This is a genomic window from Pseudomonas sp. TWP3-1 (genome assembly GCF_049896625.1).
Lineage (GTDB): Bacteria > Pseudomonadota > Gammaproteobacteria > Pseudomonadales > Pseudomonadaceae > Aquipseudomonas.
In genome coordinates this window covers 115,936-138,709 of record NZ_JAFCUQ010000008.1, presented here as the reverse complement: position 1 = coordinate 138,709, position 22,774 = coordinate 115,936, and the positions used below count along the sequence as shown (strand labels likewise).

At 60.9% G+C, this 22,774-nt stretch carries 22 protein-coding genes; 15 read left to right on the top strand and 7 right to left on the bottom strand.

Going from position 1 to position 22,774, the window contains the following annotated elements:
• Positions 1 to 31 precede the first annotated feature (31 nt).
• Positions 32 to 727 carry a DNA-3-methyladenine glycosylase gene (locus ACP7BN_RS13405; RefSeq protein WP_426204687.1) on the bottom strand — a complete coding sequence of 232 codons (696 nt, stop codon included), beginning with the start codon at positions 725 to 727 and terminating at the stop codon, positions 32 to 34.
• Between the two features lie 176 nt (positions 728 to 903).
• Between ACP7BN_RS13405 and ACP7BN_RS13400 the strand changes: the two genes are divergently transcribed.
• The 13 genes from ACP7BN_RS13400 to ACP7BN_RS13340 all read left to right on the top strand — a co-directional run bounded on the left by ACP7BN_RS13400 (position 904) and on the right by ACP7BN_RS13340 (position 13,553).
• Entirely contained in the window at positions 904 to 2,175 is a 1,272-nt protein-coding gene (locus ACP7BN_RS13400; protein WP_420648536.1) for a glutamate-5-semialdehyde dehydrogenase, read from the top strand.
• A complete protein-coding gene (gene nadD, locus ACP7BN_RS13395; protein WP_426204685.1) occupies positions 2,144 to 2,866 on the top strand; it encodes a nicotinate-nucleotide adenylyltransferase in 723 nt (240 codons plus the stop codon). Before ACP7BN_RS13400 ends, nadD begins: the two co-directional genes overlap by 32 nt.
• 70 nt (positions 2,867 to 2,936) lie before the next feature.
• Complete coding sequence (gene rsfS, locus ACP7BN_RS13390) at positions 2,937 to 3,428, top strand: ribosome silencing factor (protein WP_420648534.1); 492 nt, start codon at positions 2,937 to 2,939, stop codon at positions 3,426 to 3,428.
• 9 nt (positions 3,429 to 3,437) lie between these two features.
• Positions 3,438 to 3,905: a 23S rRNA (pseudouridine(1915)-N(3))-methyltransferase RlmH gene (gene rlmH / locus ACP7BN_RS13385; protein ID WP_007937439.1), complete on the top strand. Its 468-nt coding sequence runs from the start codon at positions 3,438 to 3,440 to the stop codon at positions 3,903 to 3,905.
• Between the two features lie 10 nt (positions 3,906 to 3,915).
• Positions 3,916 to 5,811: a penicillin-binding protein 2 gene (gene mrdA / locus ACP7BN_RS13380; RefSeq protein ID WP_420648533.1), complete on the top strand. Its 1,896-nt coding sequence runs from the start codon at positions 3,916 to 3,918 to the stop codon at positions 5,809 to 5,811.
• A gap of 31 nt (positions 5,812 to 5,842) precedes the next feature.
• A complete protein-coding gene (rodA, locus tag ACP7BN_RS13375; protein WP_420648623.1) occupies positions 5,843 to 6,946 on the top strand; it encodes a rod shape-determining protein RodA in 1,104 nt (367 codons plus the stop codon).
• A 17-nt stretch (positions 6,947 to 6,963) separates the two neighbouring features.
• A complete protein-coding gene (gene mltB / locus ACP7BN_RS13370; protein ID WP_420648532.1) occupies positions 6,964 to 7,974 on the top strand; it encodes a lytic murein transglycosylase B in 1,011 nt (336 codons plus the stop codon).
• Complete coding sequence (locus ACP7BN_RS13365; RefSeq protein WP_426204681.1) at positions 7,974 to 8,984, top strand: septal ring lytic transglycosylase RlpA family protein; 1,011 nt, start codon at positions 7,974 to 7,976, stop codon at positions 8,982 to 8,984. Before mltB ends, ACP7BN_RS13365 begins: the two co-directional genes overlap by 1 nt.
• Positions 8,985 to 9,171: 187 nt before the next feature.
• Complete coding sequence (locus ACP7BN_RS13360; RefSeq protein ID WP_420648530.1) at positions 9,172 to 10,329, top strand: D-alanyl-D-alanine carboxypeptidase family protein; 1,158 nt, start codon at positions 9,172 to 9,174, stop codon at positions 10,327 to 10,329.
• An 81-nt stretch (positions 10,330 to 10,410) separates the two neighbouring features.
• Positions 10,411 to 10,686 carry a DUF493 domain-containing protein gene (locus ACP7BN_RS13355; RefSeq protein ID WP_401269017.1) on the top strand — a complete coding sequence of 92 codons (276 nt, stop codon included), beginning with the start codon at positions 10,411 to 10,413 and terminating at the stop codon, positions 10,684 to 10,686.
• Positions 10,686 to 11,333, top strand: a complete 648-nt coding sequence (gene lipB / locus ACP7BN_RS13350; RefSeq protein ID WP_426204678.1) for a lipoyl(octanoyl) transferase LipB — start codon at positions 10,686 to 10,688, stop codon at positions 11,331 to 11,333. The genes ACP7BN_RS13355 and lipB overlap by 1 nt, the downstream gene beginning before the upstream one ends.
• Before the next feature lie 25 nt (positions 11,334 to 11,358).
• Positions 11,359 to 12,357 (top strand): lipoyl synthase, encoded by a 999-nt coding sequence (lipA, locus tag ACP7BN_RS13345; protein ID WP_162184605.1) that lies wholly within the window; start codon positions 11,359 to 11,361, stop codon positions 12,355 to 12,357.
• 248 nt (positions 12,358 to 12,605) lie between these two features.
• Positions 12,606 to 13,553, top strand: coding sequence for a S66 peptidase family protein (locus tag ACP7BN_RS13340; RefSeq protein WP_426204676.1), 948 nt, complete (start codon positions 12,606 to 12,608; stop codon positions 13,551 to 13,553).
• Positions 13,554 to 13,616: 63 nt separating this feature from the next.
• Here the strand turns inward: ACP7BN_RS13340 and ACP7BN_RS13335 are convergent, their stop codons facing one another.
• The 5 genes from ACP7BN_RS13335 to leuS form a co-directional block, all read right to left on the bottom strand.
• The gene (locus tag ACP7BN_RS13335) at positions 13,617 to 14,930 is read right to left on the bottom strand and encodes a lytic murein transglycosylase (RefSeq protein WP_426204674.1); all 1,314 of its coding nucleotides are present in this window, start codon (positions 14,928 to 14,930) and stop codon (positions 13,617 to 13,619) included.
• Positions 14,931 to 14,991: 61 nt separating this feature from the next.
• A complete protein-coding gene (gene arfA, locus ACP7BN_RS13330; RefSeq protein ID WP_426204672.1) occupies positions 14,992 to 15,156 on the bottom strand; it encodes an alternative ribosome rescue factor ArfA in 165 nt (54 codons plus the stop codon).
• Positions 15,157 to 15,266: 110 nt separating this feature from the next.
• Positions 15,267 to 16,304 (bottom strand): DNA polymerase III subunit delta, encoded by a 1,038-nt coding sequence (gene holA, locus ACP7BN_RS13325; RefSeq protein ID WP_426204670.1) that lies wholly within the window; start codon positions 16,302 to 16,304, stop codon positions 15,267 to 15,269.
• A 39-nt stretch (positions 16,305 to 16,343) separates the two neighbouring features.
• The gene (gene lptE, locus ACP7BN_RS13320) at positions 16,344 to 16,949 is read right to left on the bottom strand and encodes an LPS assembly lipoprotein LptE (protein ID WP_426204668.1); all 606 of its coding nucleotides are present in this window, start codon (positions 16,947 to 16,949) and stop codon (positions 16,344 to 16,346) included.
• An 87-nt stretch (positions 16,950 to 17,036) separates the two neighbouring features.
• On the bottom strand, positions 17,037 to 19,643 hold the full coding sequence (gene leuS / locus ACP7BN_RS13315) for a leucine--tRNA ligase (protein ID WP_426204666.1): 2,607 nt from the start codon (positions 19,641 to 19,643) through the stop codon (positions 17,037 to 17,039).
• A gap of 254 nt (positions 19,644 to 19,897) precedes the next feature.
• On the opposite strand from leuS, the gene ACP7BN_RS13310 reads away from it, so the two are divergent.
• Positions 19,898 to 20,221: a hypothetical protein gene (locus ACP7BN_RS13310; protein WP_420648522.1), complete on the top strand. Its 324-nt coding sequence runs from the start codon at positions 19,898 to 19,900 to the stop codon at positions 20,219 to 20,221.
• 103 nt (positions 20,222 to 20,324) lie between these two features.
• Positions 20,325 to 21,086 carry a YdcF family protein gene (locus ACP7BN_RS13305; protein WP_426204664.1) on the top strand — a complete coding sequence of 254 codons (762 nt, stop codon included), beginning with the start codon at positions 20,325 to 20,327 and terminating at the stop codon, positions 21,084 to 21,086.
• Positions 21,087 to 21,243: 157 nt separating this feature from the next.
• Here the strand turns inward: ACP7BN_RS13305 and lnt are convergent, their stop codons facing one another.
• Positions 21,244 to 22,767 carry an apolipoprotein N-acyltransferase gene (lnt, locus tag ACP7BN_RS13300; protein WP_426204662.1) on the bottom strand — a complete coding sequence of 508 codons (1,524 nt, stop codon included), beginning with the start codon at positions 22,765 to 22,767 and terminating at the stop codon, positions 21,244 to 21,246.
• Positions 22,768 to 22,774 lie beyond the last annotated feature (7 nt).

The following is a 22,774-nucleotide window of genomic DNA, read 5'->3' as shown; positions in this document are numbered from 1 at the left end:
TTCCATTAATGTCCCCGGCAGGGGCTTTCATTCACAGCAAAAAATAATCGCGACCTTCGACCTGACCCCGGCGCAGCGGGTTCCGCGTGCACCATTGCGCATAGGCAGCGTCGACGAAGCGGTACATCAGGTGTTCATCACGGCCAAGGGGAATCCCCAGGCGCGTGGTTTGAATAATCTGTACGGGCCTCGGCCCCGCGTCTTCCACCAGCAGCAACTCATGATCGAAACGCTTGGCATCCCACATCGGCACTTTCAGACCGAGCGCCTTGCACAGCAGCGTCTGGCCGGCGCAGAGTTTTTGCGGCGGACGTGGCCGGCCTTGGGCATCGGGGTTGTTCAGCAGCATCTGCGCCAGACTCGCCGGGCCGCTGATGTCATCGACCCACGGATACGCGGACTTGATCAGCACGGCATTGCCTGGCCCTTGCGCGCTGAAGTTCAGCGAATCGCCGCCACGGGCGTAATACATATAGATGTGCCCGCCGTCCAGAAACAAAGCCTTACGCTTTTCTGTGTAGCCGAGAGACGCGTGGCTGCCTTTTTCCGCGCAGTAATAGGCTTCGGTTTCGATGATCCGCGCACTCAGCCACAGATCACCGATGCGATGGCGGATAACTTTGCCGAGCAGATCGCGCGCGAGCGTCTGGGCGTCACGGTCGAAAAATTCGTCCGCAAGCCCCACGGGCAGGCGCGCAGCGTCGGCGCGAACGGTCAGTCTGGACATGGCAAAGCGTATTTTCCGGTCAGAGGAGGGCGCGATGATATCAATTGCCAGCTTAATTACGCCTGAACGTCGGCAAATCGCTGTCCATTTCGACCATCCGCCCGTCACCGCTGTTAGTCAGGGGACGCGACAGCTATAATCTGCCGCTTTCCTCTTTGCCAAGACCCCAGCAGACCATGACTGAGTCCGTTCTTGACTACATGACCCGATTGGGTCGCGCCGCCCGTGAAGCCTCCCGGGTCATCGGCCGTGCCAGCACCGCGCAGAAAAACCGCGCCTTGCAGGCTGCTGCCAATGCGCTGGACGCGGCTCGTGTGGAGCTGGCGGCAGCCAATGAACTGGATCTGGCCGCCGGTCGCGCAAATGGTCTGGAGCCAGCAATGCTGGAGCGTCTGGAGCTGACCCCGGCGCGCATCGACGGCATGATCGTCGGTTTGCGTCAGGTTGCAGCGCTGCCGGATCCGGTCGGCGCAATCCGCGACATGAGCTTCCGTCCGTCGGGGATTCAGGTCGGCAAGATGCGCGTGCCGCTGGGCGTAATCGGGATTATTTACGAGTCCCGGCCGAACGTGACCATCGACGCCGCCAGCCTGTGCTTGAAGTCGGGCAATGCGACCATCCTGCGCGGCGGTTCCGAGGCGATTCATTCCAATCGCGCCATTGCTGCGTGCATCCAGCGCGGTCTGGCCGAGGCCGAACTGCCTGCCGCCGTAGTGCAAGTGGTGGAAACCACCGACCGCGCTGCGGTCGGCGCGATGATCACCATGCCGGAATACGTCGACGTGATCGTGCCGCGCGGTGGCCGTGGTCTGATCGAACGCATCAGCCGTGATGCCCGCGTGCCGGTGATCAAACACCTCGATGGCATCTGCCACGTCTACGTCAGCCAGCACGCCGATCTGGCGAAAGCCCAGCGCATCGCCTTCAATGCCAAGACCTACCGTTACGGGATCTGCGGCGCGATGGAGACTTTGCTGGTCGATCAAACTGTTGCCAGGGATTTCCTGCCGTCGATGGCTGCACAGTTCCGCGAAAAAGGCGTCGAACTGCGTGGCTGCGAGCGCACCCGGGCGATCATCGATGCAGTTGCGGCCACTGAAGAAGACTGGAACACCGAGTATCTGGCGCCGATCCTGTCGATTCGTGTGGTCGACGGTCTCGATCAGGCGATTGAACACATCAACCATTACGGCTCGCATCACACCGACTCGATCGTCAGCGAAAACCTCGCCGACACCCGCAGTTTTGTGGCGCAAGTCGACTCGGCGTCGGTGATGATCAACACCCCGACCTGCTTCGCCGATGGATTCGAATACGGATTGGGTGCCGAGATCGGCATTTCTACTGATAAGCTGCACGCCCGTGGCCCGGTGGGCCTCGAAGGACTGACCTGCGAGAAGTACATCGTGGTCGGTGATGGCCAGTTGCGCGGCCAGGCGCCGGTCTGACTTGTCCGACCTCGACCTAACCGCGCCGCACACCGGCAGCGAGTCCCGCCCCCTGCGCATTGGCGTGCTGGGCGGAACCTTCGACCCGGTGCACATCGGCCATTTGCGTGGTGCGCTGGAAGTCGCCGAAGCGCTGGCGCTCGATGAACTGCGTATGATGCCCAGCGCGCGTCCGCCGCATCGCGGTACGCCGCAAGTGTCGGCGCAGGATCGGCTGGCAATGGTCGAGTGCGCGGTGGCCGGTGTGCCGCCGCTGGTGGTGGACGCCCGTGAGTTGCAGCGGGACAAACCGTCCTGGACCATCGATACCCTGGAGTCGCTGCGTGCCGAAATGGCCGCCGAGACCCAGGTTTTTCTGCTTTTGGGCTGGGACGCATTTTGCGGCCTGCCCACTTGGCACCGCTGGGAAGAGTTGCTCCAGCATTGCCACATCCTGGTGCTACAGCGCCCGGACGCCGACAGCGAACCGCCGGATGCCTTGCGCAACCTGCTGGCAGCGCGTTCGGTGAGCGACCCGTTGGCCCTGAAAGGGCCGAGCGGACAGATTGCATTCGTCTGGCAGACACCGCTCGCGGTTTCCGCCACCCAGATCCGTCAACTGCTGGCCAGCGGTAAGTCGGTACGTTTCCTGGTGCCCGACGCGGTCCTGGCCTACATCGATGCGCACGGTCTGTACCGTGCGTCGAACTGAACAAGGCGTGCTCAAGTAACACGATCTACGTGTGACGAGGCGCCGAATACACGAGCAAAACGAGTTTTATATGACTGACAACGTAAAGAAAGTTAAGCGCAAAGGCACATTCAAGAGCGCTCCGCTGCCGGAAGTGGCCAGCACCAACGAGCCGCTGAAGGGTGACGAACTGGTCAAGGTTGCCGTTGCAGCCCTGGAAGACGTCAAGGCGCAAGACATCCAGATCATCGATGTGCGCGAGAAGCAGAGCATCACTGACTACATGATCATCGCCACCGGTACGTCCAACCGTCAGATCGGCGCGATGCTCGACAAGGTTCGCGAAGCCGTCAAAGCTCTGGGCGTCAAGCCACTGGGCGAAGAAGGCAAGGGCGACAGCGACTGGGTGCTGCTGGATATGGACGATGTCATCGTGCACATGATGACCGCCTCGGCTCGCCAGTTCTATGACCTGGAACGCCTGTGGGCCGGTGCCGAGCAAAGCCGTTCGGCCAGCGCTGCACACCACAGCCCGGAAAACACCCACGAGCATTTCACCAAGCTCAACAAAGACCAGCTGTAAGGGATTGCTGTGCGACTGCGACTGATCGCCGTCGGTTCACGCATGCCCAAGTGGGTGGAAGAAGGCTGGCATGAATATGCCAAGCGTCTTCCGTCCGAGCTGGCGCTGGAACTGGTGGAAATTCCGCTCAATACCCGCGGCAAGAACGCCGACGTGGCTCGTTTCATCCGCCAGGAAGGCGAAGCCATGCTGGCCAAGGTCGGGCCGAACGAGCGGGTTGTCACCCTCGAAGTCCACGGCAAGCCCTGGAGCACCGAGCAACTGGCGGTCGAACTGGATCGCTGGCGGCTGGACTCGCGCACGGTGAATTTCATGGTCGGTGGCCCGGAAGGGCTGGCGCCGGAAGTCTGTGCCCGCGCCGATCAGCGCTGGTCGTTATCGCCGCTGACCTTGCCGCACCCGCTGGTGCGGATCCTCATCGGCGAACAGCTGTACCGTGCCTGGACCGTGTTGTCCGGTCACCCTTACCACAAGTAAGCCTGCCCCCATGTCCCAGCCGATCCGCATCAAGGACCACGAAAAAGACGCCCGTCTGGTGCGTGGCCGCGTCGTGTTCGGTGCAATTGCAGTGGTGGCGCTGATCTGTGTGCTGATCGCGCGCCTGTATTTCCTGCAGGTGATTCAGTACGAGTACCACTCGACGCTCTCGGAAAACAATCGGGTGCATGTCCAACCGATTCCGCCGACCCGTGGCCTGATCTTCGATCGCAACGGCGTGGTGGTGGCGGATAACCGCCCGAGTTTCAGCCTGAGCATGACCCGCGAGCGCTCCGGCGACTGGCAGCAAGTGCTCGACGTGATTGTCGAAGTGCTGGAGATGACGCCCGAGGATCGGGTGATCTTCGAGAAGCGCATGCGTCAGGGGCGCCGGCCGTTCGAGCCGGTGCCGATCCTGTTCGAGCTGACCGAAGAGCAGATCGCGCGGATCGCGGTGAACCAGTTCCGGCTGCCCGGCGTTGAAGTGGTTGCGCAGTTGGTGCGTCACTACCCGCAGGGCGCGCACTTTGCGCACTCGGTGGGTTACATGGGGCGGATCAACGAGAAAGAGCTGAAGACTCTCGATCCGGTCAACTACAGCGGCACCCACCACATCGGCAAGACCGGCATCGAGCGCTTCTACGAAGCCGAGTTGCACGGTCAGGTCGGTTACGAGGAAGTCGAGACCAACGCCCGCGGCCGCGTGTTACGGGTACTCAAACGGACCGATCCGGTGCCGGGCAAGGACATCGTCCTCAGTCTCGACATCAAATTGCAGGAAGCCGCCGAAGCCGCACTCGGTGGACGCCGTGGCGCGGTGGTGGCGCTCGATCCGAAGACCGGTGAAGTGTTGGCGATGGTCAGCCAGCCGAGTTTCGACCCGAATCTGTTTGTCACCGGGATCAGCTTCAAGGCCTATGCCGAGTTGCGCGATTCCATCGACCGGCCGCTGTTCAACCGCGTGCTGCGCGGCCTGTACCCGCCGGGTTCGACGATCAAACCGGCGGTGGCCATCGCCGGTCTCGATTCGGGCGTGGTCACTGCATCGAGCCGGGTGTTCGACCCGGGCTATTACATGCTGCCCAACTACGATCACAAATATCGCAACTGGAACCGTACCGGGGACGGCTTCGTCGACCTCGACACGGCGATCATGCGTTCCAACGACACCTACTTCTATGACCTGGCGCACAAGCTCGGCATCGATCGGCTGTCGGCCTACATGAGCAAGTTCGGCATCGGCCAGAAGGTCTCGCTGGACATGTTCGAAGAATCTCCCGGCCTGATGCCGACGCGTGAATGGAAGCGCGCGACCCGGCGTCAGGCGTGGTTCCCCGGCGAAACCCTGATCCTCGGGATCGGCCAGGGCTACATGCAATCCACCCCGCTGCAACTGGCCCAGGCCACAGCGCTGGTGGCGAACAAGGGCGTTTGGAACCGGCCACATCTGGCCAAGTCCCTCGAAGGCGTGAAGCCGGTGGATGAGAATCCGATCCCGGATATCATCCTGCGCGATCCGTCGGATTGGGCCAAGGTCAACCACGGTATGCAGCAGGTGATGCACGGTGCGCGCGGTACGGCGCGTAAAGCAGCCATCGGCGCGCAATACCGGATTGCCGGCAAGTCGGGTACGGCGCAGGTCGTGGCGATCAAGCAGGGTGAGAAGTACGACCGCTCGAAAGTCCAGGAACGCCACCGCGACCACGCCTTGTTCGTTGGTTTCGCCCCGGCTGACGACCCGAAAATCGTGGTGTCGGTGATGGTCGAGAACGGTGAGTCGGGTTCCGGCGTCGCCGCGCCAGTGGTGCGCCAGATCATGGATGCGTGGTTGCTCGACCCGCAAGGTCGTTTGAAGGCCGAATACGCCAGCCCTATCAGTGCGGAGGCTACGGCCCGTGATGAATAATTTTGATCGCATGCTCTCCAGTGAGGATGTGATGCGCCGCCGTGCCACGCTGTTGCAGCGTTTGCACATTGATGGACCATTGTTGATTCTGCTGCTGATCCTCGCGGCCGGCAGTCTGTTCGTGCTGTATTCGGCGAGTGGCAAGAGCTGGGACCTGCTCGGCAAGCAAGCCACTTCATTTGGCATTGGTCTGGTGTCGATGATCATCATTGCCCAGTTCGAGCCGCGCTTCATGGCCCGCTGGGTGCCGCTGGGTTACGTGATCGGAGTGTTGCTGCTGCTGGTGGTGGACATCATGGGCCACAACGCCATGGGTGCGACCCGCTGGATCAACATCCCCGGAGTGATCCGCTTCCAGCCCTCGGAATTCATGAAGATCCTGATGCCGGCGACCATTGCCTGGTACCTCTCCAAGCGCACGTTGCCACCGCAACTCAAGCACGTCGGCATCAGCCTGATGCTGATCGGCGTGCCGTTTGCCTTGATCGTGCGCCAGCCGGATCTCGGCACGTCGCTGCTGATTCTCGCCGGTGGTGCGTTCGTACTGTTTATGGGCGGGCTGCGCTGGCGCTGGATTCTCAGCGTGCTGGCGGCGGCGATTCCGGTGTCGGTGGCGATGTGGTTTTTCATCATGCACGACTACCAGAAGCAGCGGATCCTGACCTTTCTCGACCCGGAGAGCGATCCGTTGGGCACCGGCTGGAACATCATTCAGTCGAAAGCCGCCATCGGCTCCGGCGGTGTGTTTGGCAAGGGCTGGCTGCTCGGCACCCAGTCGCACCTGGACTTCCTGCCGGAAAGCCACACCGACTTCATCATTGCCGTGCTCGGCGAAGAGTTCGGTCTGGTGGGGATCTGCGCACTGCTGCTGATCTATTTGCTGCTGATTGGTCGCGGGCTGGTGATCACCGCTCAGGCGCAGACATTGTTTGGCAAGTTGCTTGCTGGCGCGTTAACCATGACGTTTTTTGTTTACGTTTTCGTCAACATCGGTATGGTCAGTGGCCTGTTGCCAGTGGTGGGGGTGCCGTTGCCGTTCATTAGCTACGGAGGAACTTCGCTGGTGACATTGCTGTCAGCGTTTGGGGTTTTGATGTCGATCCATACCCATCGCAAGTGGATCGCACAGGTTTGAATAAGGTGAAGAGTTCAATGCAAGTAATGCGTGGCTGGGCGACTCGAAACGCGCCATGGGTCGGCCTGGTAGGCATCCTTGGCAGCGCGCAGGAAGCGCTGGCCGGCGATTACGAAGGCTCGCCTCAGGTGGCCGAATTCGTCGGTGAAATGACCCGCGACTACGGTTTTGCCGGCGAGCAATTGATGAGTGTGTTCCGCGAAGCCGAGCGCAAGCAGTCGATTCTTGATGCCATCTCCAAACCCGCCGAGCGGGTCAAGCAGTGGAAAGAATATCGACCGATGTTCATCACCGACGCGCGCATCGCCCGTGGTGTGGACTTCTGGCGTCAGCACGAGGCCACTTTGGCCCGCGCCGAGCAGGAATATGGCGTGCCGGCACAAGTGATCGTGTCGATCATCGGCGTCGAAACCTTTTTCGGACGCAATACCGGCAATTTCCGGGTAATCGATGCCTTGTCGACCCTCGGATTCGACTATCCTCCGCGTGCCGAATTTTTCCGCAAGGAACTGCGTGAGTTCTTGCTGTTGGCGCGTGAAGAGCAGGTCGATCCGCTGACGCTCAAAGGCTCTTACGCCGGGGCGATGGGGCTGCCGCAGTTCATGCCGAGCAGTTTCCGCGCCTATGCGGTGGATTTCGACGGCGACGGCCACATCAATATCTGGAACAACCCGGACGACGCGATCGGCAGCGTGGCCAGCTACTTCAAGCGTCATGGCTGGGTCGCTGGCGAACCGGTGGTCAGTCGCGCCGATGTGCGTGGCGATCAGGTCGACGAAGGTTTGACCACCGGTATCGAGCCGACGAAAACCGTCGGGGAGTTGCGAGCGTTGGGCTGGTCGAGTCATGATGCGCTGCGCGACGAGATGCCGGTCACCGCATTTCGTCTTGAAGGCGAGAACGGCCCGGAATACTGGATGGGCCTGAAGAATTTTTACGCGATCACGCGATATAACCGCAGCGTGATGTACGCCATGGCCGTACATCAATTGTCTGAACAGCTGGTACAAGCACGGGGCGTCAAGTAATGCAGGCATTGCCTAACAATAAACCCCTGAAGCTGGTGGCTTTCGCTGCGTTGGCAGTGCTGGTTGCCAGTTGCACCACCAGCCGTTCGCCGAGCCCGAAGTCGTCGCCCACTGTCGTCCGCACGCAGCCGAAGCTGGATATCAACCGCGCGCACAAAGATGGCGCGCCGTGGTGGGACGTCGATGTTTCACGCATTCCTGATGCCACCCCGACTCTGCACACCGGTGCCTACAAGGCCAACCCGTATACCGTGCTGGGGAAGACCTATTTCCCGTTGCAGGAATCGAAGACTTACGTCGCCTCGGGCACCGCGTCCTGGTACGGCACCAAGTTTCACGGTCAGAACACCGCCAATGGCGAAGTGTATGACCTGTACGGCATGAGCGCCGCGCACAAGACTTTGCCACTGCCAAGTTACGTTCGGGTGACCAACCTCGACAACAACCGCACGGTGATCCTGCGCGTCAACGACCGTGGCCCGTTCTATTCCGACCGGATCATCGACTTGTCCTACGCTGCCGCGAAAAAACTCGGTTATGCCGAAACCGGTACCGCGCGGGTCAAGGTTGAAGGCATCGATCCGCAGCAATGGTGGGCGGCCAAGGGCCGTCCGGCGCCGCTGATGCTCAATGAGCCGCAAGTCGCGCAGAATAGTGCCCCGGTGATCACGGCCTCGGCCGGCACCGTCGAGCAATGGACGCCACCGCCGCAGCAACACGCCGCGGCCGTAGTGCCAGTGCAGATCGATGCAAAAAAAAACGCTTCTGCAACAGCGTCTGGCCAGTTTCTGCAGGTGGGCGCGTTCGCCAACCCGGACGCTGCAGAACTCCTGAGGTCGAAGCTCAGCGGGATGGTGAGCGCTCCGGTGTTCATCAGCTCGATCGTGCGCAATCAGCAGACCCTGCATCGGGTCCGTCTGGGGCCGATCGGCTCGCCGGGTGAAATTGCCCAGGTGCAGAACAGCGTGCGCTCGGCCAATCTTGGTTCGCCAAGCGTGGTCACCGAGTAAGCAATACGTAGGACCTGATTGACGATTCACCAGCGATTGGGGGGTGAATCAGGTTGTTGGCTCGTCGAAGAACAAAAGCCCGGCAAGGGTGACTGGAGTGAGCAACTGAACACGCGATGGCCCGTTAGAAAGCCATCTGATTAAATTTTGCCTTCGGGCAGTTTCCATTAGCGATTTCGAGAGACGGATGAACATCACCACCTTTGCCAAACGCCTGTGTCTGCTAGTCCCGCTGCTCCTCTCGCCAGCCGCTTTCGCGGTCGAGATGATGCCGTCGCCACCTCAACTGGCCGCCAAAGCCTACGTACTCATGGACGCCAGCAGCGGCAACGTGCTGGTCGAGAACAACGGTGACCAGCGTCTGCCGCCAGCCAGCCTGACCAAACTGATGACCGCGTACATCGCTACGCTGGAAATCCGTCGTGGCCAGATCGGTGAAAATGACCCGGTGACCGTCAGCGAAAACGCCTGGCGCACCGGCGGTTCGCGGATGTTCATCAAGGTCGGCTCGCAGGTGACTGTCAGCGATCTGTTGCACGGCATCATCATCCAGTCCGGCAACGACGCCAGCGTGGCACTGTCCGAGCACATCGCCGGCAGCGAAGACGCGTTCGCCGACATGATGAACAAAACTGTCAGCGATCTCGGCATGACCAACAGCCACTTCATGAACCCGACCGGTCTGCCGAACCCGGAGCACTACTCGTCGGCTCATGACATGGCGATCCTCGCTCGCGCGATCATCCACGAAGACCCGGCTCACTACGCGATCTACTCGCAGAAAGAGTTCTTCTGGAACGGCATCAAGCAGCCTAACCGCAACCTGTTGCTGTGGCGCGACAAGACCGTTGACGGTCTGAAAACCGGTCACACCGACGAAGCCGGCTACTGCATGGTGTCCTCGGCCGTACGTGATGGCATGCGCCTGATCGCCGTGGTGTTCGGCACTAACAGCGAAGTGGCCCGTGCTTCCGAGACCCAGAAGCTGCTGACCTACGGTTTCCGCTTCTTCGAAACCCAGACCTTCTATCAGAAGGGCACCGAACTGGCTCAGGCTCCGGTGTGGAAAGGCACCACCAATCAAGTCAAGGCCGGCCTGGCTCAAGACTTGACCATGACCCTGCCAAAAGGCCAGCTGAAGAAGCTCGCTGCGAGCATGACCATGAACCCGCAACTGACCGCGCCAATCGCCAAGGGCGACGTGATCGGTAAAGTCGAAGTCAAACTGGACGACAAGGTCGTGCACAGCGCCGACCTGATCGCCCTCGATGGCGTTGAGGAGGGTGGTATCTTCCGTCGCATGTGGGATAGCATCCGTCTATTCTTCTACGGCTTGTTCAACTGATTTGAGTGTTGACCTGCATGGCCCCGCTTCCACCCGAAGCGGGGCCATGCGCGTTGGCACGGCTCAAGAGGCCGTTACGCCATGACCGATACCGAAGTAAAGGCGCCAAAGATCGAATTCCCTGCCACTGACTACCCGGTTAAGGTGATCAGCGACACGGGTGTCGGCAACAAAGACAAGATTATCGACATCGTCAAAAAGCACGCGACCATCAATGATGAGCGCATCGACGAGCGTCAAAGCACCAACGGCAAGTACACCACCATCCAGCTGCACATCATCGCCACCGGTCAAGACCAGCTGTACGACATTAACAGCGAGCTGCGGGCTACCGGTTTCGTACACATGGTGTTGTGATGTCTGGCACGCTGGGCTTTCGCGAGCTTGGCCAGATGGCTTACGAGCCGGTCTGGCATGCCATGCAACGCTTTACCAACGAACGTGGCAGCGACGCCGCCGACGAAATCTGGCTGGTCGAACACCCTCCGGTGTTTACCCAGGGCCAGGCCGGCAAGGCCGAACATCTGTTGCTGCCGGGAGATATCCCGGTGGTGCAGGTTGATCGCGGCGGGCAGGTGACTTATCACGGCCCCGGCCAACTGGTGGCGTATCTGCTGCTGGACGTGCGCAAACTCGGGTTTGGCGTGCGTGATCTGGTCAGTCGCATGGAGCAATGCCTGATCGAGCTGCTGGCCAGTTACGGCGTCAGCGCCGCAGCCAAACCGGATGCGCCCGGTGTCTACGTCGATGGGGCGAAAATCGCTTCGCTGGGTTTGCGGATTCGCCACGGTTGTTCTTTTCATGGCCTGGCCCTGAACGTGGACATGAATCTGGAACCGTTTCGACGGATTAATCCCTGCGGCTACGCCGGGCTGGCGATGACCCAGCTGAGCGATCACGCAGGATCGATTGAATTTGCCGAGGTAAGTGCCCGGCTGCGCGCGCAGCTCGTCAAACACCTCGACTATGCTGAGCAGACGACCCTGACGGGCGGAATCGACTGATATGACTACTGATGCAGTGCAAACCATGATCCCGACGCTCGACGTGACCGAGCGCCCGGCCCCGCGTCCCAAGGTCGAAGCCGGCGTCAAGCTGCGTGGCGCCGAGAAGGTTGCACGCATCCCGGTAAAGATCATTCCGACCACCGAACTGCCGAAGAAACCTGACTGGATTCGCGTACGCATCCCGGTTTCGCCGGAAGTCGACCGAATCAAAAGCCTGCTGCGCAAACACAAACTGCACAGCGTCTGCGAAGAAGCCTCCTGCCCGAACCTCGGCGAGTGCTTCTCCGGTGGCACCGCGACCTTCATGATCATGGGCGACATCTGCACCCGTCGCTGCCCGTTCTGCGACGTCGGCCACGGTCGTCCGAAGCCACTGGACGTCAACGAGCCGCAAAGCCTGGCCATTGCCATTGCCGACCTGAAACTCAAGTACGTAGTGATCACCTCGGTAGACCGCGACGACCTGCGTGACGGCGGTGCCCAGCACTTTGCCGACTGCATCCGCGAGATCCGCAAACTGTCGCCGAACGTACAGCTGGAGACGTTGGTCCCGGATTATCGTGGTCGCATGGACGTTGCCCTGGAAATCACCGCTGCCGAGCCGCCGGATGTGTTCAACCACAACCTGGAAACCGTGCCGCGCCTGTACAAGGCTGCGCGTCCGGGTTCGGATTACCAGTGGTCGCTGACCCTGCTGCAACGCTTCAAGCAGATGATGCCGCACATTCCAACCAAATCCGGCCTGATGCTGGGTCTGGGCGAGACCGACGAAGAAGTCATCGAAGTCATGAAGCGCATGCGCGAACACGACATCGACATGCTCACTCTCGGCCAGTACCTGCAACCATCGCGCAGCCACTTGCCGGTGCAGCGTTTCGTGCACCCGGACACCTTCGCCTGGTTCGCCGAGGAAGGTTACAAGATGGGCTTCAAGAACGTCGCTTCCGGCCCGCTGGTACGTTCGTCGTACCACGCCGACGAGCAGGCGAAGCTGGTCAAGGCCGAGCTGATGGGTTCCTGATCCGACGTTGATTGCTTCACAAAAATACCCGCCCAGGCGGGTATTTTCATTTGCGGAGCAATCCCTGAACCTGTGGCGAGGGAGCTTGCTCCCGCTGGAGTGCGAAGCAATCCCATAGATTTTGGGGTCGCTGCGCAACCCAGCGGGAGCAAGCTCCCTCGCCACAGGTCTTGGGCCGCAGTGCCTCTTTTGTTTACCCGCTTTCCTGACTACTGTGTGTGCACGACTACACACAGGGAGATCCATGGATGACCGTTCGACCGACCCACACCCTTTGTCCGCACAAACCCGTACCGGCTCTACCGTCTGAAGGGCTGATCGGCGTGATCGCGCCTGCCGGCCCGGCCACGCTCGACACCGACAAAGCCGTGCAATGGATGCGCGCCCGGGGTTATGGCTTACGGGTGTTTCCCGGCGTTTACGAGAAAGACGGTTATCTGGCCGGCAGCGATGAGGTGCGCCTGAATGACCTGCACGCAGCGTTCGCTGATCCAGAGGTCGATGCGATCATCTGCCTGCGCGGCGGATACGGCACGCCACGCTTGCTGGACCGGATCGACTTCGATCTCCTGAGCCGCAATGCCAAACCCTTTATCGGTTACAGCGACATCACCGCGCTGCACGTGGCGATCAGTCGTTACGCCGGATTCGTGACATTCCACGGGCCGCTGCTCAATGCCGACCTGTTGGGCGACAAGGAGCCGCCGACCGTCACTTCATTCTTCGCCATGCTGCGTGGGCAACTGACGGCGGGCAGCGTGTTGAATCATCCGGTTGCCTGGCCGTTGACCACCGTGGAGCCGGGCATTGCCCACGGGCGCTTGCTCGGCGGCAATCTGGCGATGCTCACCGCGGTCATGGGCACGCCATACGAAATGGACGCAGAAGGCGTGATTCTGTTTATCGAAGATATTAACGAGCCGCTGTATCGCATCGACCGCATGCTCACGCATTTACGGCTGGCTGGTGTGTTAGGCAAGTTACGTGGTGTGTTGGTGGGGGATGTGGCGGGGGTTGATACTGATGCGCTGAACCGCTTGCTCAAGCAGACGTTCGCGCCATTGCGGATTCCGGTGTTGTCGGGATGGCGCAGCGGGCATTGCAATCCAAACCTGACGCTGCCGATGGGCGCGCTGGTTCGGCTGGATGCTGGCAAGAAGGAATTGATGTTGGAACAGGATGTAGTCACCCGATAAAGCAAAAGATCGCAGCGTGACCTATGTAAGAGCTGCGGCACGCTGCGATCTTTTGATCTTGCCTTATTGGTTACGCAGGCTCTCGAGCAACTTGTGCGTCGGATACCCATCCGCCGGCCAGCCAAACGACTGCTGCGCAGCGCGAATCGCCTTGCGCGTATTCGCGCCGATAATCCCGTCCGCGGTGCCGGCATCGTAATTGCGCGCACTCAACAGGTTCTGCAATTCAATCCGCTCGGAGCGGCTCAGCGGCATGTCGTCTTTCGGCCACGAACCGTTGATCAGACCAGCCCCCGTGAAACGCTCGGACAACAGACTCACCGCCAACGCATACGACGAAGAATTGTTGTACTTGAGAATCGCGCGGAAGTTGTCGAGAACCAAAAACGCCGGGCCGCGATAACCGGCCGGCAGCAGCAGGGCGGCCGAGAGTTGCTCGGAACCTTGGCTGCCCCCCGGCAGAATCACGCCCAACTGCCGCCACTCAGCGACGGTTTTGCGCATCGTGCCGTCAGCCAGGGTGTAATTGAAACCGCTCGGCAACTGCACCTCGAAACCCCACGGCTGACCACGCTGCCAGCCCGAGCTTTGCAGGTAGTGCGCAGTCGATGCCAATGCATCGGCCGGGCTGCCCCAGATGTCGCGGCGACCGTCGCCATCGAAATCCACGGCATGGGTGTTGTAAGTGGTCGGAATGAACTGAGTCTGGCCCATGGCGCCGGCCCAGGAGCCAAGCATTTTCTCCGGGGTGATATCGCCCTGTTGCAGAATCTGCAGCGCTGCAATCAGTTGCGCGTGGGCAAAGCCCGGACGCCGGCCTTCGTACGCCAAAGTCGCCAGCGAATTGATCACCGATTTGCTGCCCTGGAACTGGCCGAAGTTACTCTCCATGCCCCACACCGAGACCAGTGCCTGGCGATCGACGCCGTAGCGCTGCTCGATGCTTTGCAGAATGTCGGCGTACTGCGTGAGCAGCGCTTGACCCTTGCGTACGCGCAGGGGAGACAGGGCGCCGTCGAGGTATTCCCACACCGGACGCGAGAACTCGGGTTGGCTGCGGTCGGCGCGGATCACGCTGGCGTCGAAGCTGACATCGGCGAAGGCGCGGTCGAACAGGTCGGCGCGAATCCCGGCGGCCAGAGCATCCTTGCGGAAACCGGCCTGCCATTCGGCAAATGTCTGGGAAGGTTGGAGATCGAGGTTGTCACCAGTCGGCACTACCGGCGGGATGATCGCTGGGGCCGTGGAAACGGGAACGGTCTGAAGCGGTTGTGCGTCGGCAGCGGTGGGTTTTTCCGCGCAGGCGACAAGCAGTACGAAGCTGGAGGCAGCGATCAGTTGGCTGAAGGGCCAACGACGAGGAATACAAAAGGGCATGCACAGGTCCAGAAGATACGAATCAGGTGCAGACCTTAACATGAGGAGGGGGTGCTGCGCTTTAAGCGGCCAGAAAGTAAGAAGCCCCCCAGCTGTCAGCCTGGAAGGCTTCGCGGCGGTAGCTGCCTTTGCCCTTGGCCGGGCGTTCCTGGCGGCTGCGGAACAGCGGCTGGGCGATGATGGACTTGGCCTTGTTCGGGCCATTTTTCGATGGCTTTTTGCTCATGAGGATTCTCTCGAGTGAGTGGTTTTTGCGCGGGAAATGATCTGCCGATGTCAGGCGTCTGTCTATAGGGCAGACGGCTGAGATTTGTGTAGGAAAAAAGTCAAAAGATCTTATTCTGCGGGCAATGACAAGCGCTGGCCGGCCATCAACAACGCCAACCGGCTCAGGCTCATCCACGGCGAACCGGCAGCCTGGCCCTTGATCTGCGCATCAATGCGCTGCGCTTCGAGCAACAGTTGCGCCCAGCGTTGCGCGGTATAGCGTTGCAGGGCTTTGCTCATCAGCGGTTTGCGCTTGTCCCAGACCGGCGGTTTCGCCTGGCTGAAGCACTTGTCCAGCGGCGTACCCTGGCTGTATTGCAGCGCGATGTTGGCCAACAGGCGCAACTCGCGCGCCAAAGCCCAGAGAATCACCGGCGGCTCGACACCTTCACCGCGCAGTCCTTCAAGAATGCGCAGTGCATGGGCCGCTTCACCGTTGAGTACCGCGTCGGTCAGGCCGAACACGTCAAAACGCGCACTGTCAGCCACGGCCGCTTGCACGGTCTCGACGGTGATCTGCCCGCCTTCGGCCATCAGCTTGAGCTTTTCGATTTCCTGCGCGGCGGCGAGCAGATTGCCCTCGACCCGTGCAGCGATCAGCTCGACCGCGTCCTGATTGGCCGATAATCCGGCTTGCGACAGGCGCTGACGGATCCAGCTCGGCAACTGGTTGGCATCCACCGGCCAGATTTGCACGAACTGGGTTTGCTGACCTTCGACCAGCGCTTTGCCCCACTTGGTTTTCTGCGCGCTGCCATCGAGCTTGGGCAGGCTGATCAGCAGCAACGTGTCTTCAGCGGGGCGTGAGCAATATTCGATCAGCGCCGCGGCGCCCTTGTCACCGGGCTTGCCCGAAGGCAGGCGCAGTTCCAGCAGGCGTTTTTCGGCGAACAGCGACATGCTCGCGCCAGCCATCAGCAACGTGCCCCAATCGAAACTGGCGTCGGCGGCGAATACCTGGCGTTCGTCGAAACCCTGCTGACGGGCAGCAGCGCGGATGGCGTCGGCAGCTTCCTGACACAACAGCGGATCATCGCCGCTGATGATGTAGACCGGCGCGAGCGCGCCTTGCAGGTGCTTACCGAGTTGGGCGGGAGCGAGCTTCATAAGAAACGGCGAACGGGGCGCCTGAGTGCCCCGTACGTCTTACTGCTGCGGCAGTTCGAGTGGCGACTGACGCGGGGTTTCCGCTTCAGCTTTCTGCGCCGCTTCCAGAGCATCGGCTTCAGCCTTGGCGCGGTTGTCGGCGGTTTGCTGCAGTTGCTCAAGCTGAGCGGGCGTCAGCTGTTGCAGACGCAGCATCATGCGCTGAACCAGTTCGCGGCGGGTTTCGCGACGAGCGTCGTTGGCCTCTTGATCGGAACCGACGAGGTTGTTGCCGTCGTGAATGAAGACTTTCTGCACTTCAAGCTTGTCGCTCAACAGCAGCAGATTTTTGTCCCCGCGGATATCGTAGTTCAGCACGGTGCTGACCTGATATTCACCAGTACGACCGGCGCCGGCGTAGCTCAGAATGCGCTGGCTTTCCTGCTCGTTAGCCAGAAACAGTTTGTACGGTGCGCCGGAAATCACTTTCACGCCGCTGGACTCCAGCACCTGACGCAGTTGCGTCACGGTCTCGCCGTAAGCGTTGCGCGCGCTCAGGTCGAGTTCCTTGATACTCAGCTCGTTGGTGCCAGTGCCGCGCAGCTGGAAACCACAGGCGCTCAGCAGGACAGCGAGGCCCATCACCAGCAGATTGCGTTTGATCATCTTGTTGCTCCCCTTGAAACCATGTGGGCCGACTCTGCGGCCCGAAAGGTTTTACTCGGCGCCAGGCTGACCTGGCACCCGATCCAATTAGCTGGCGACGATATTGACCAGTTTCCCGGGCACTACGATCACTTTACGAATAGTCAGGCCATCGACGAAGCGCAGCACGTTCTCGTTGATACGGGCGGCGGCTTCGACTTCTTCGCGAGTGGCGGTGGCCGGCATTTCGATCTGGCCGCGCAACTTGCCGTTGACCTGGATGACCAGGGTCAGGCTGTCCTGCACCAGCGCGGACTCATCCACCACCGGCCAGACGGCGTCGATCACCGGGTCAGCGTGACCCAGTTGCTTCCACAGCTCGTGGCTGATGTGCGGGGTGATCGGCGCCAGCAACAGCGTTACGGCTTCGAGACCTTCGTGAACCAGCGCGCGATCCTGCTCGGTGACTTGCGCGGCTTTTTCCAGCACGTTCATCAGCGTCATCACCTGGGCGATGGCGGTGTTGAATTTGTGGTTCTGGCCGACGTCGTGGCTGGCCTGCTTGATGGCCAGGTGGATCGAGCGGCGAACGGCTTTCTGCTCGTCGTTCAGGCTGGCGACATCGAGTTTGCCCGGCAGGCCTTGAGCGACATGCGCTTGAGCCAGGCGCCAGACGCGCTTGAGGAAACGGTGCGAGCCTTCTACGCCGGAGTCCGACCATTCCGCGCTCATGTCAGGCGGCGAGGCGAACATCATGAACAGACGGCAGGTGTCGGCTCCGAACTGATCGATCATCGATTGTGGGTCGACGCCGTTGTTCTTCGACTTGGCCATCTTCTCGGTGCCGCCGATTTCCACTGGCAGACCGTCGGAGATCAGCTTGGCACTGATGACTTTGGCTTTGCTGTCGCGCTCGAGTTCCACATCCGCCGGGTTGAACCAGGTGTAGGCGCCGTTGGCTTCGCGACGATAGTAAGTCTCGGCGATCACCATGCCCTGGGTCAGCAGGTTCTTGAACGGCTCGTTGGAGCTGACCAGACCTTCGTCACGCATCAGCTTGTGGAAGAAGCGCGCGTAGAGCAGGTGCAGAATCGCGTGTTCGATGCCGCCGATGTACTGATCCACCGGCAACCAGTGGTCAGCCGCGGATTTTTCCACCAGGCCGCCTTCGAAGTGCGGCGAGGCGTAACGGGCGTAGTACCACGACGACTCGACGAAAGTGTCCATGGTGTCGGTTTCACGCTTGGCAGGCTGGCCGCATTTCGGGCAACTGCACTCGTAGAACTCGGGCATGCGCGCCAGCGGCGAACCGGCGCCATCCGGCACCACGTCTTCCGGCAGCACGACTGGCAATTGGTCTTCCGGCACCGGCACGTCACCGCAGGTTTCGCAGTGGATGATCGGGATCGGGCAGCCCCAGTAGCGCTGACGGCTGATGCCCCAGTCGCGCAGGCGGAACTGGGTGCGCGAGGCGCCCAGCTCTTTCTTGATCAGCGCAACTTCGATCGCGTCGAACGCGCCAGCGAAGTCGAGACCGTCGAATTCGCCGGAGTTGATCAGCGTGCCGTGCTCGCCGTAGGCGTCTTGCCATGGGGCCAGGTTGGTTTCGCCGGAGCTGGTGCGCACTACCGATTTGATCGGCAGGTCGTACTTGTGGGCGAATTCGAAATCGCGCTCGTCGTGCGCCGGCACGGCCATGACCGCGCCATCGCCGTAGTGCATCAATACGTAGTTGGCGACCCACACCGGCAGTTTTTCGCCAGTCAACGGGTGCTCGACGAACAGGCCGGTTGGCAGGCCTTTCTTTTCTTGCGTGGCGACGTCGGCTTCAGCGACGCTGCCGCCCTTGCACTCAGCGATGAACGCTTGCAGCTCAGGGTTGTTCTGCGCGGCCAGAGTGGCCAGCGGATGTTCAGCGGCAACGGCGACATAGGTCGCGCCCATCAGGGTGTCCGGACGGGTGGTGAAGACTTTGAGTGCGCCGGCTTCGCCGATGGAATCGACGTTGTACGGGAACTGCACTTCCATCCCGCGCGACTTGCCGATCCAGTTGCGCTGCATGGTCTTGACCTGTTCCGGCCAGCCAGTCAGTTCGTCGAGGCTCTCCAGCAGTTCATCCGCGTAGGCGGTGATCTTGAAGTAGTACATCGGGATTTCGCGCTTTTCGATCAGCGCGCCGGAGCGCCAGCCGCGACCGTCGATCACTTGCTCGTTGGCCAGAACGGTCTGATCGACCGGGTCCCAGTTCACGGTGCCGTTTTTACGGTAGATCACGCCTTTTTCGAACAGGCGAGTGAACAGCCATTGTTCCCAGCGGTAGTAATCCGGCTTGCAGGTGGTGACTTCGCGCGACCAGTCCACCGCCAGGCCCAGGCTGCGCAGCTGGGTTTTCATGTAGGCGATGTTTTCGTAGGTCCACTTGGCCGGTGCCACGTTGTTCTTCATCGCGGCGTTTTCTGCCGGCATGCCGAACGCGTCCCAACCCATCGGTTGCAGAACGTTTTTGCCTTGCATGCGCTGATAGCGGGAGATCACGTCGCCGATGGTGTAGTTGCGCACGTGCCCCATGTGTAGCTTGCCGCTGGGGTAAGGGAACATCGACAGGCAGTAGAAAGTCTCCTTGCCTGGCTGTTCACTGACTTCAAAGGACTTTTGCTCGTCCCAGAATGACTGGGCGGCGGCTTCGATTTCACGGGGCTGATATTGTTCGTGCATGGCTACTTTTGTACTGGATAGGGGTGGCCTAATCCTCTTCAATGCGTCATCCGGAGCGGGCCGGGGATGCTGGAAGTGGAGTTACAGGAAGCGCCGTAGCATACATGACCGCGCTTGGCCTAGGGAAACCCTGATTGCAGGCGTTTTGGCCGGCCAAATACTGGCGAGGGCCGTTGGTCGCGGCGTACAGCCGGATTGTGCAGCGAAGCTAAGCTCTAACTGGGGAGTGATTCTTATCTTCAATGAGGTGAGGGATGGTGGAGCAACAGCAAAAAAACGTTACCAAACCCGAGTTGTATGAGCGGTTGATGGACCGTCTGGGAATGGCCCTGGATGCTGCCAAAACCGCTGGCCGGCTGCGCGATGAGCGCCCCCTGGAACTGGAATTGCGTGGCTTGAGCCCCGCCGAGTTCAAACTGGTCAAGGCCTATCTGGATCGCAGTGAACGTGAAACGCACGGATGCTTGTCGCAAGCAGTGAAGCAGCTCGATGCAGCACATTCGGCCAAGGTCATCTGGCTCAAGGACAAGGCGCCCGGCAGAGTTATTGAAAAGGTTCGTACTCTGCAGGCCAAGTAACGCATGGCAGGTCAAACAGCGGATCTTTTTCAACGGATCCGCTCCTACCGGTTGTCGCGCTGTACTAACCCACTTAGGCTTCGGGCATCTTTGGAGATGCTCGATGCCTTTTCGTTATTTCGTTAAACAACTTCTGTTGCCGCCCGGCATTCTCTTGCTGTTGTTGCTCGCCGCCTGGTGGCTGCGACGCACACGGCCACGTCTGGCCGGGCTGTGTTTTGCTCTGGGGTTTGGCGGGTTCTTGCTGATGAGTCTGCCGGTGGTGGTGCAGTGGAGCGCCAAGATGCTGGAGCGCGAGCCGCCGCTGCCCCGGGAAGAGTGGACAACACTGGCGCAGCGCGCCGATGCGATCGTAGTGCTGGGTTCCGGGCGTGAACGTGGTGATCTGGCGTGGGGCGAGGATCAGCCGACCGGCGTCGGGCTCGAGCGCCAGCGCTATGCAGCGCGTTTGGCCAAGGCCTCGGGACTTCCGATTCTGACCAGTGGCGGTCTGCATTACGGTACGCCGCCGACGGAAGCCAAGTTGATGGCTGATTCGTTACTGGATGATTTCGGCGTGACGGTGCGTTGGCAGGAAGGCGAAAGCCGTACAACGTGGGAGAACGCCGAACTGAGCGCGAAGATTTTGCTGCCGCAAGGGGTCAAACGGGTAGTGGTCGTCACTCAGGCCTGGCATATGCCGCGTGCGGTGTGGAGTTTCAAGCAGGCGGGATTTGAGGTTGTGCCGGCGCCGGTGGGCTTCCTCGGCACTGACAATGCCCGACCGCTCGGTGGCTGGATGCCGGAGTTCAAGTCGATCTGGCAGAGCGGACAGTTGTTGAATGAGGCGGTGGGGCAGGTCGGCTATTCACTGTTCTACCGCTGAAAAGCTTTTGTGGCGAGGGAGCTTGCTCCCGCTGGCCTGCGTAGCAGGCCCAAAAACAGGCACCGCGTGGTTACAGTCAGACCGCGTTGTCTGCATTGCGACTGCTGCGCAGCCGAGCGGGAGCAAGCTCCCTCGCCACAGGGGGTTGCGTCGGTCTTTAAAGGGTTTTCGACATCCGGCTCGCCATCAGTGCCCAGCCGAACAACACCAGACACAATACGATCAGCGGCCATGAGCGCCATTGCAGGTACGGCGTCAGGTCATGCATCGGCACGACTTCGCCGTACAGAATGCCTTGCTCGAACTGCGGGATCTGTTCGGTGATCTGCCCGAACGGGTTGATCAGTCCGGTCACGCCGTTGTTGGTGGCGCGAATCATCCAGCGTCCCGCTTCGAGCGCGCGCATCTGTGCCATCTGCAAGTGTTGCAGCGGACCGATGGAGGTGCCGAACCAGGTGTCATTGCTGATGGTAAGCAGCAAATCACTGCGCGCGGCCAGGCTGGCGGCGAACTCCGGGTACACCACTTCGTAGCAGATGAATGGCGCGATCTGATAACCCTTGGCCTGCAACAGTGCCTGATCGGCGGGGCCGCGGGCGAAGTCGGACATCGGCAGGTCGAAGAATGCGATCAACCCGCGCAGGATGTCCTGCAGCGGTACGTATTCGCCAAACGGCACCAGTTTCTGTTTCAGATAAGTGCCATCACCTTCGCCAAGAACCGTGATGCCGTTGAAGAAGCGTCGTTCGTGACGGACCATTTCGCGAATCGGTACGCCGGTGATCAGCGCCGATTTACGCTCGGCGGCGAAGGTGCCCATCATGCTCAGGTAGCCCTCGGCGGACTCCTTGAGCACTGGGACGGCGGTTTCCGGCCAGATCAGCAGATCCACCGGTTTCGAGCGGAAGCTCAGGTCACGATACAGCGCCAGTTGCGCGTTCAGCTCGGCCGGGTCCCACTTCATGCTTTGCGCGACGTTGCCCTGAATCGCGGCAACCGTCAGCGGCGCACCGGCCGGGCTGGTCCAGGCGTGGCCCTTGAGCGCAATGCCCGCGACCCACGGCCCGGCGAGCAACAACAGACCCGCCACCACAAAACCTTTACGGCCGGTTTTCAGCAAGCGCGGCGTGTTGTAGATCAGCGCAGCGGTCAGCGCGAGCACGAACGACACCAGCCACATGCCGCCGACTGGCGCGAGTCCGGCCAATGGGCCATCGAGCTGGCTGTAGCCGGAATACAGCCATGGGAAACCGGTGAGGAACCAGCCACGAAACGCTTCCTGAGCGACCCACAACGCGGCAAATGCCATCGCATCGGCCAGCGGCGCTTCATTGCGGCGCAACCAGCGCGCCCAAATCCACGCGGGCAAGGCGAAGAACCAGGCAATCGCCGCCGTAAACAGCAACATCAGGAACCCGGCCAACAGCACTGAAGCGCCGCCGAAGTGGTGAATGCTGTAGTAGATCCAGCTGGTGCCGGCGCCGAACAGGCCGAAACCGAAGCACCAGCCACGGCCCAGCGCCTGACGCGGGCTTAGCTCGCGCAGGCCGGCATAGAACAGGCCGACCGCCAGCAAGGCCAGCGGCCAGATATCGAACGGCGCGAGAGCGAAAGTGGTGATAGCACCGGCCGCCACGGCCAGCAGGTTACCGGGCCAGCCGGGGCGGGTTGTCCAGCGCATTTCAGTC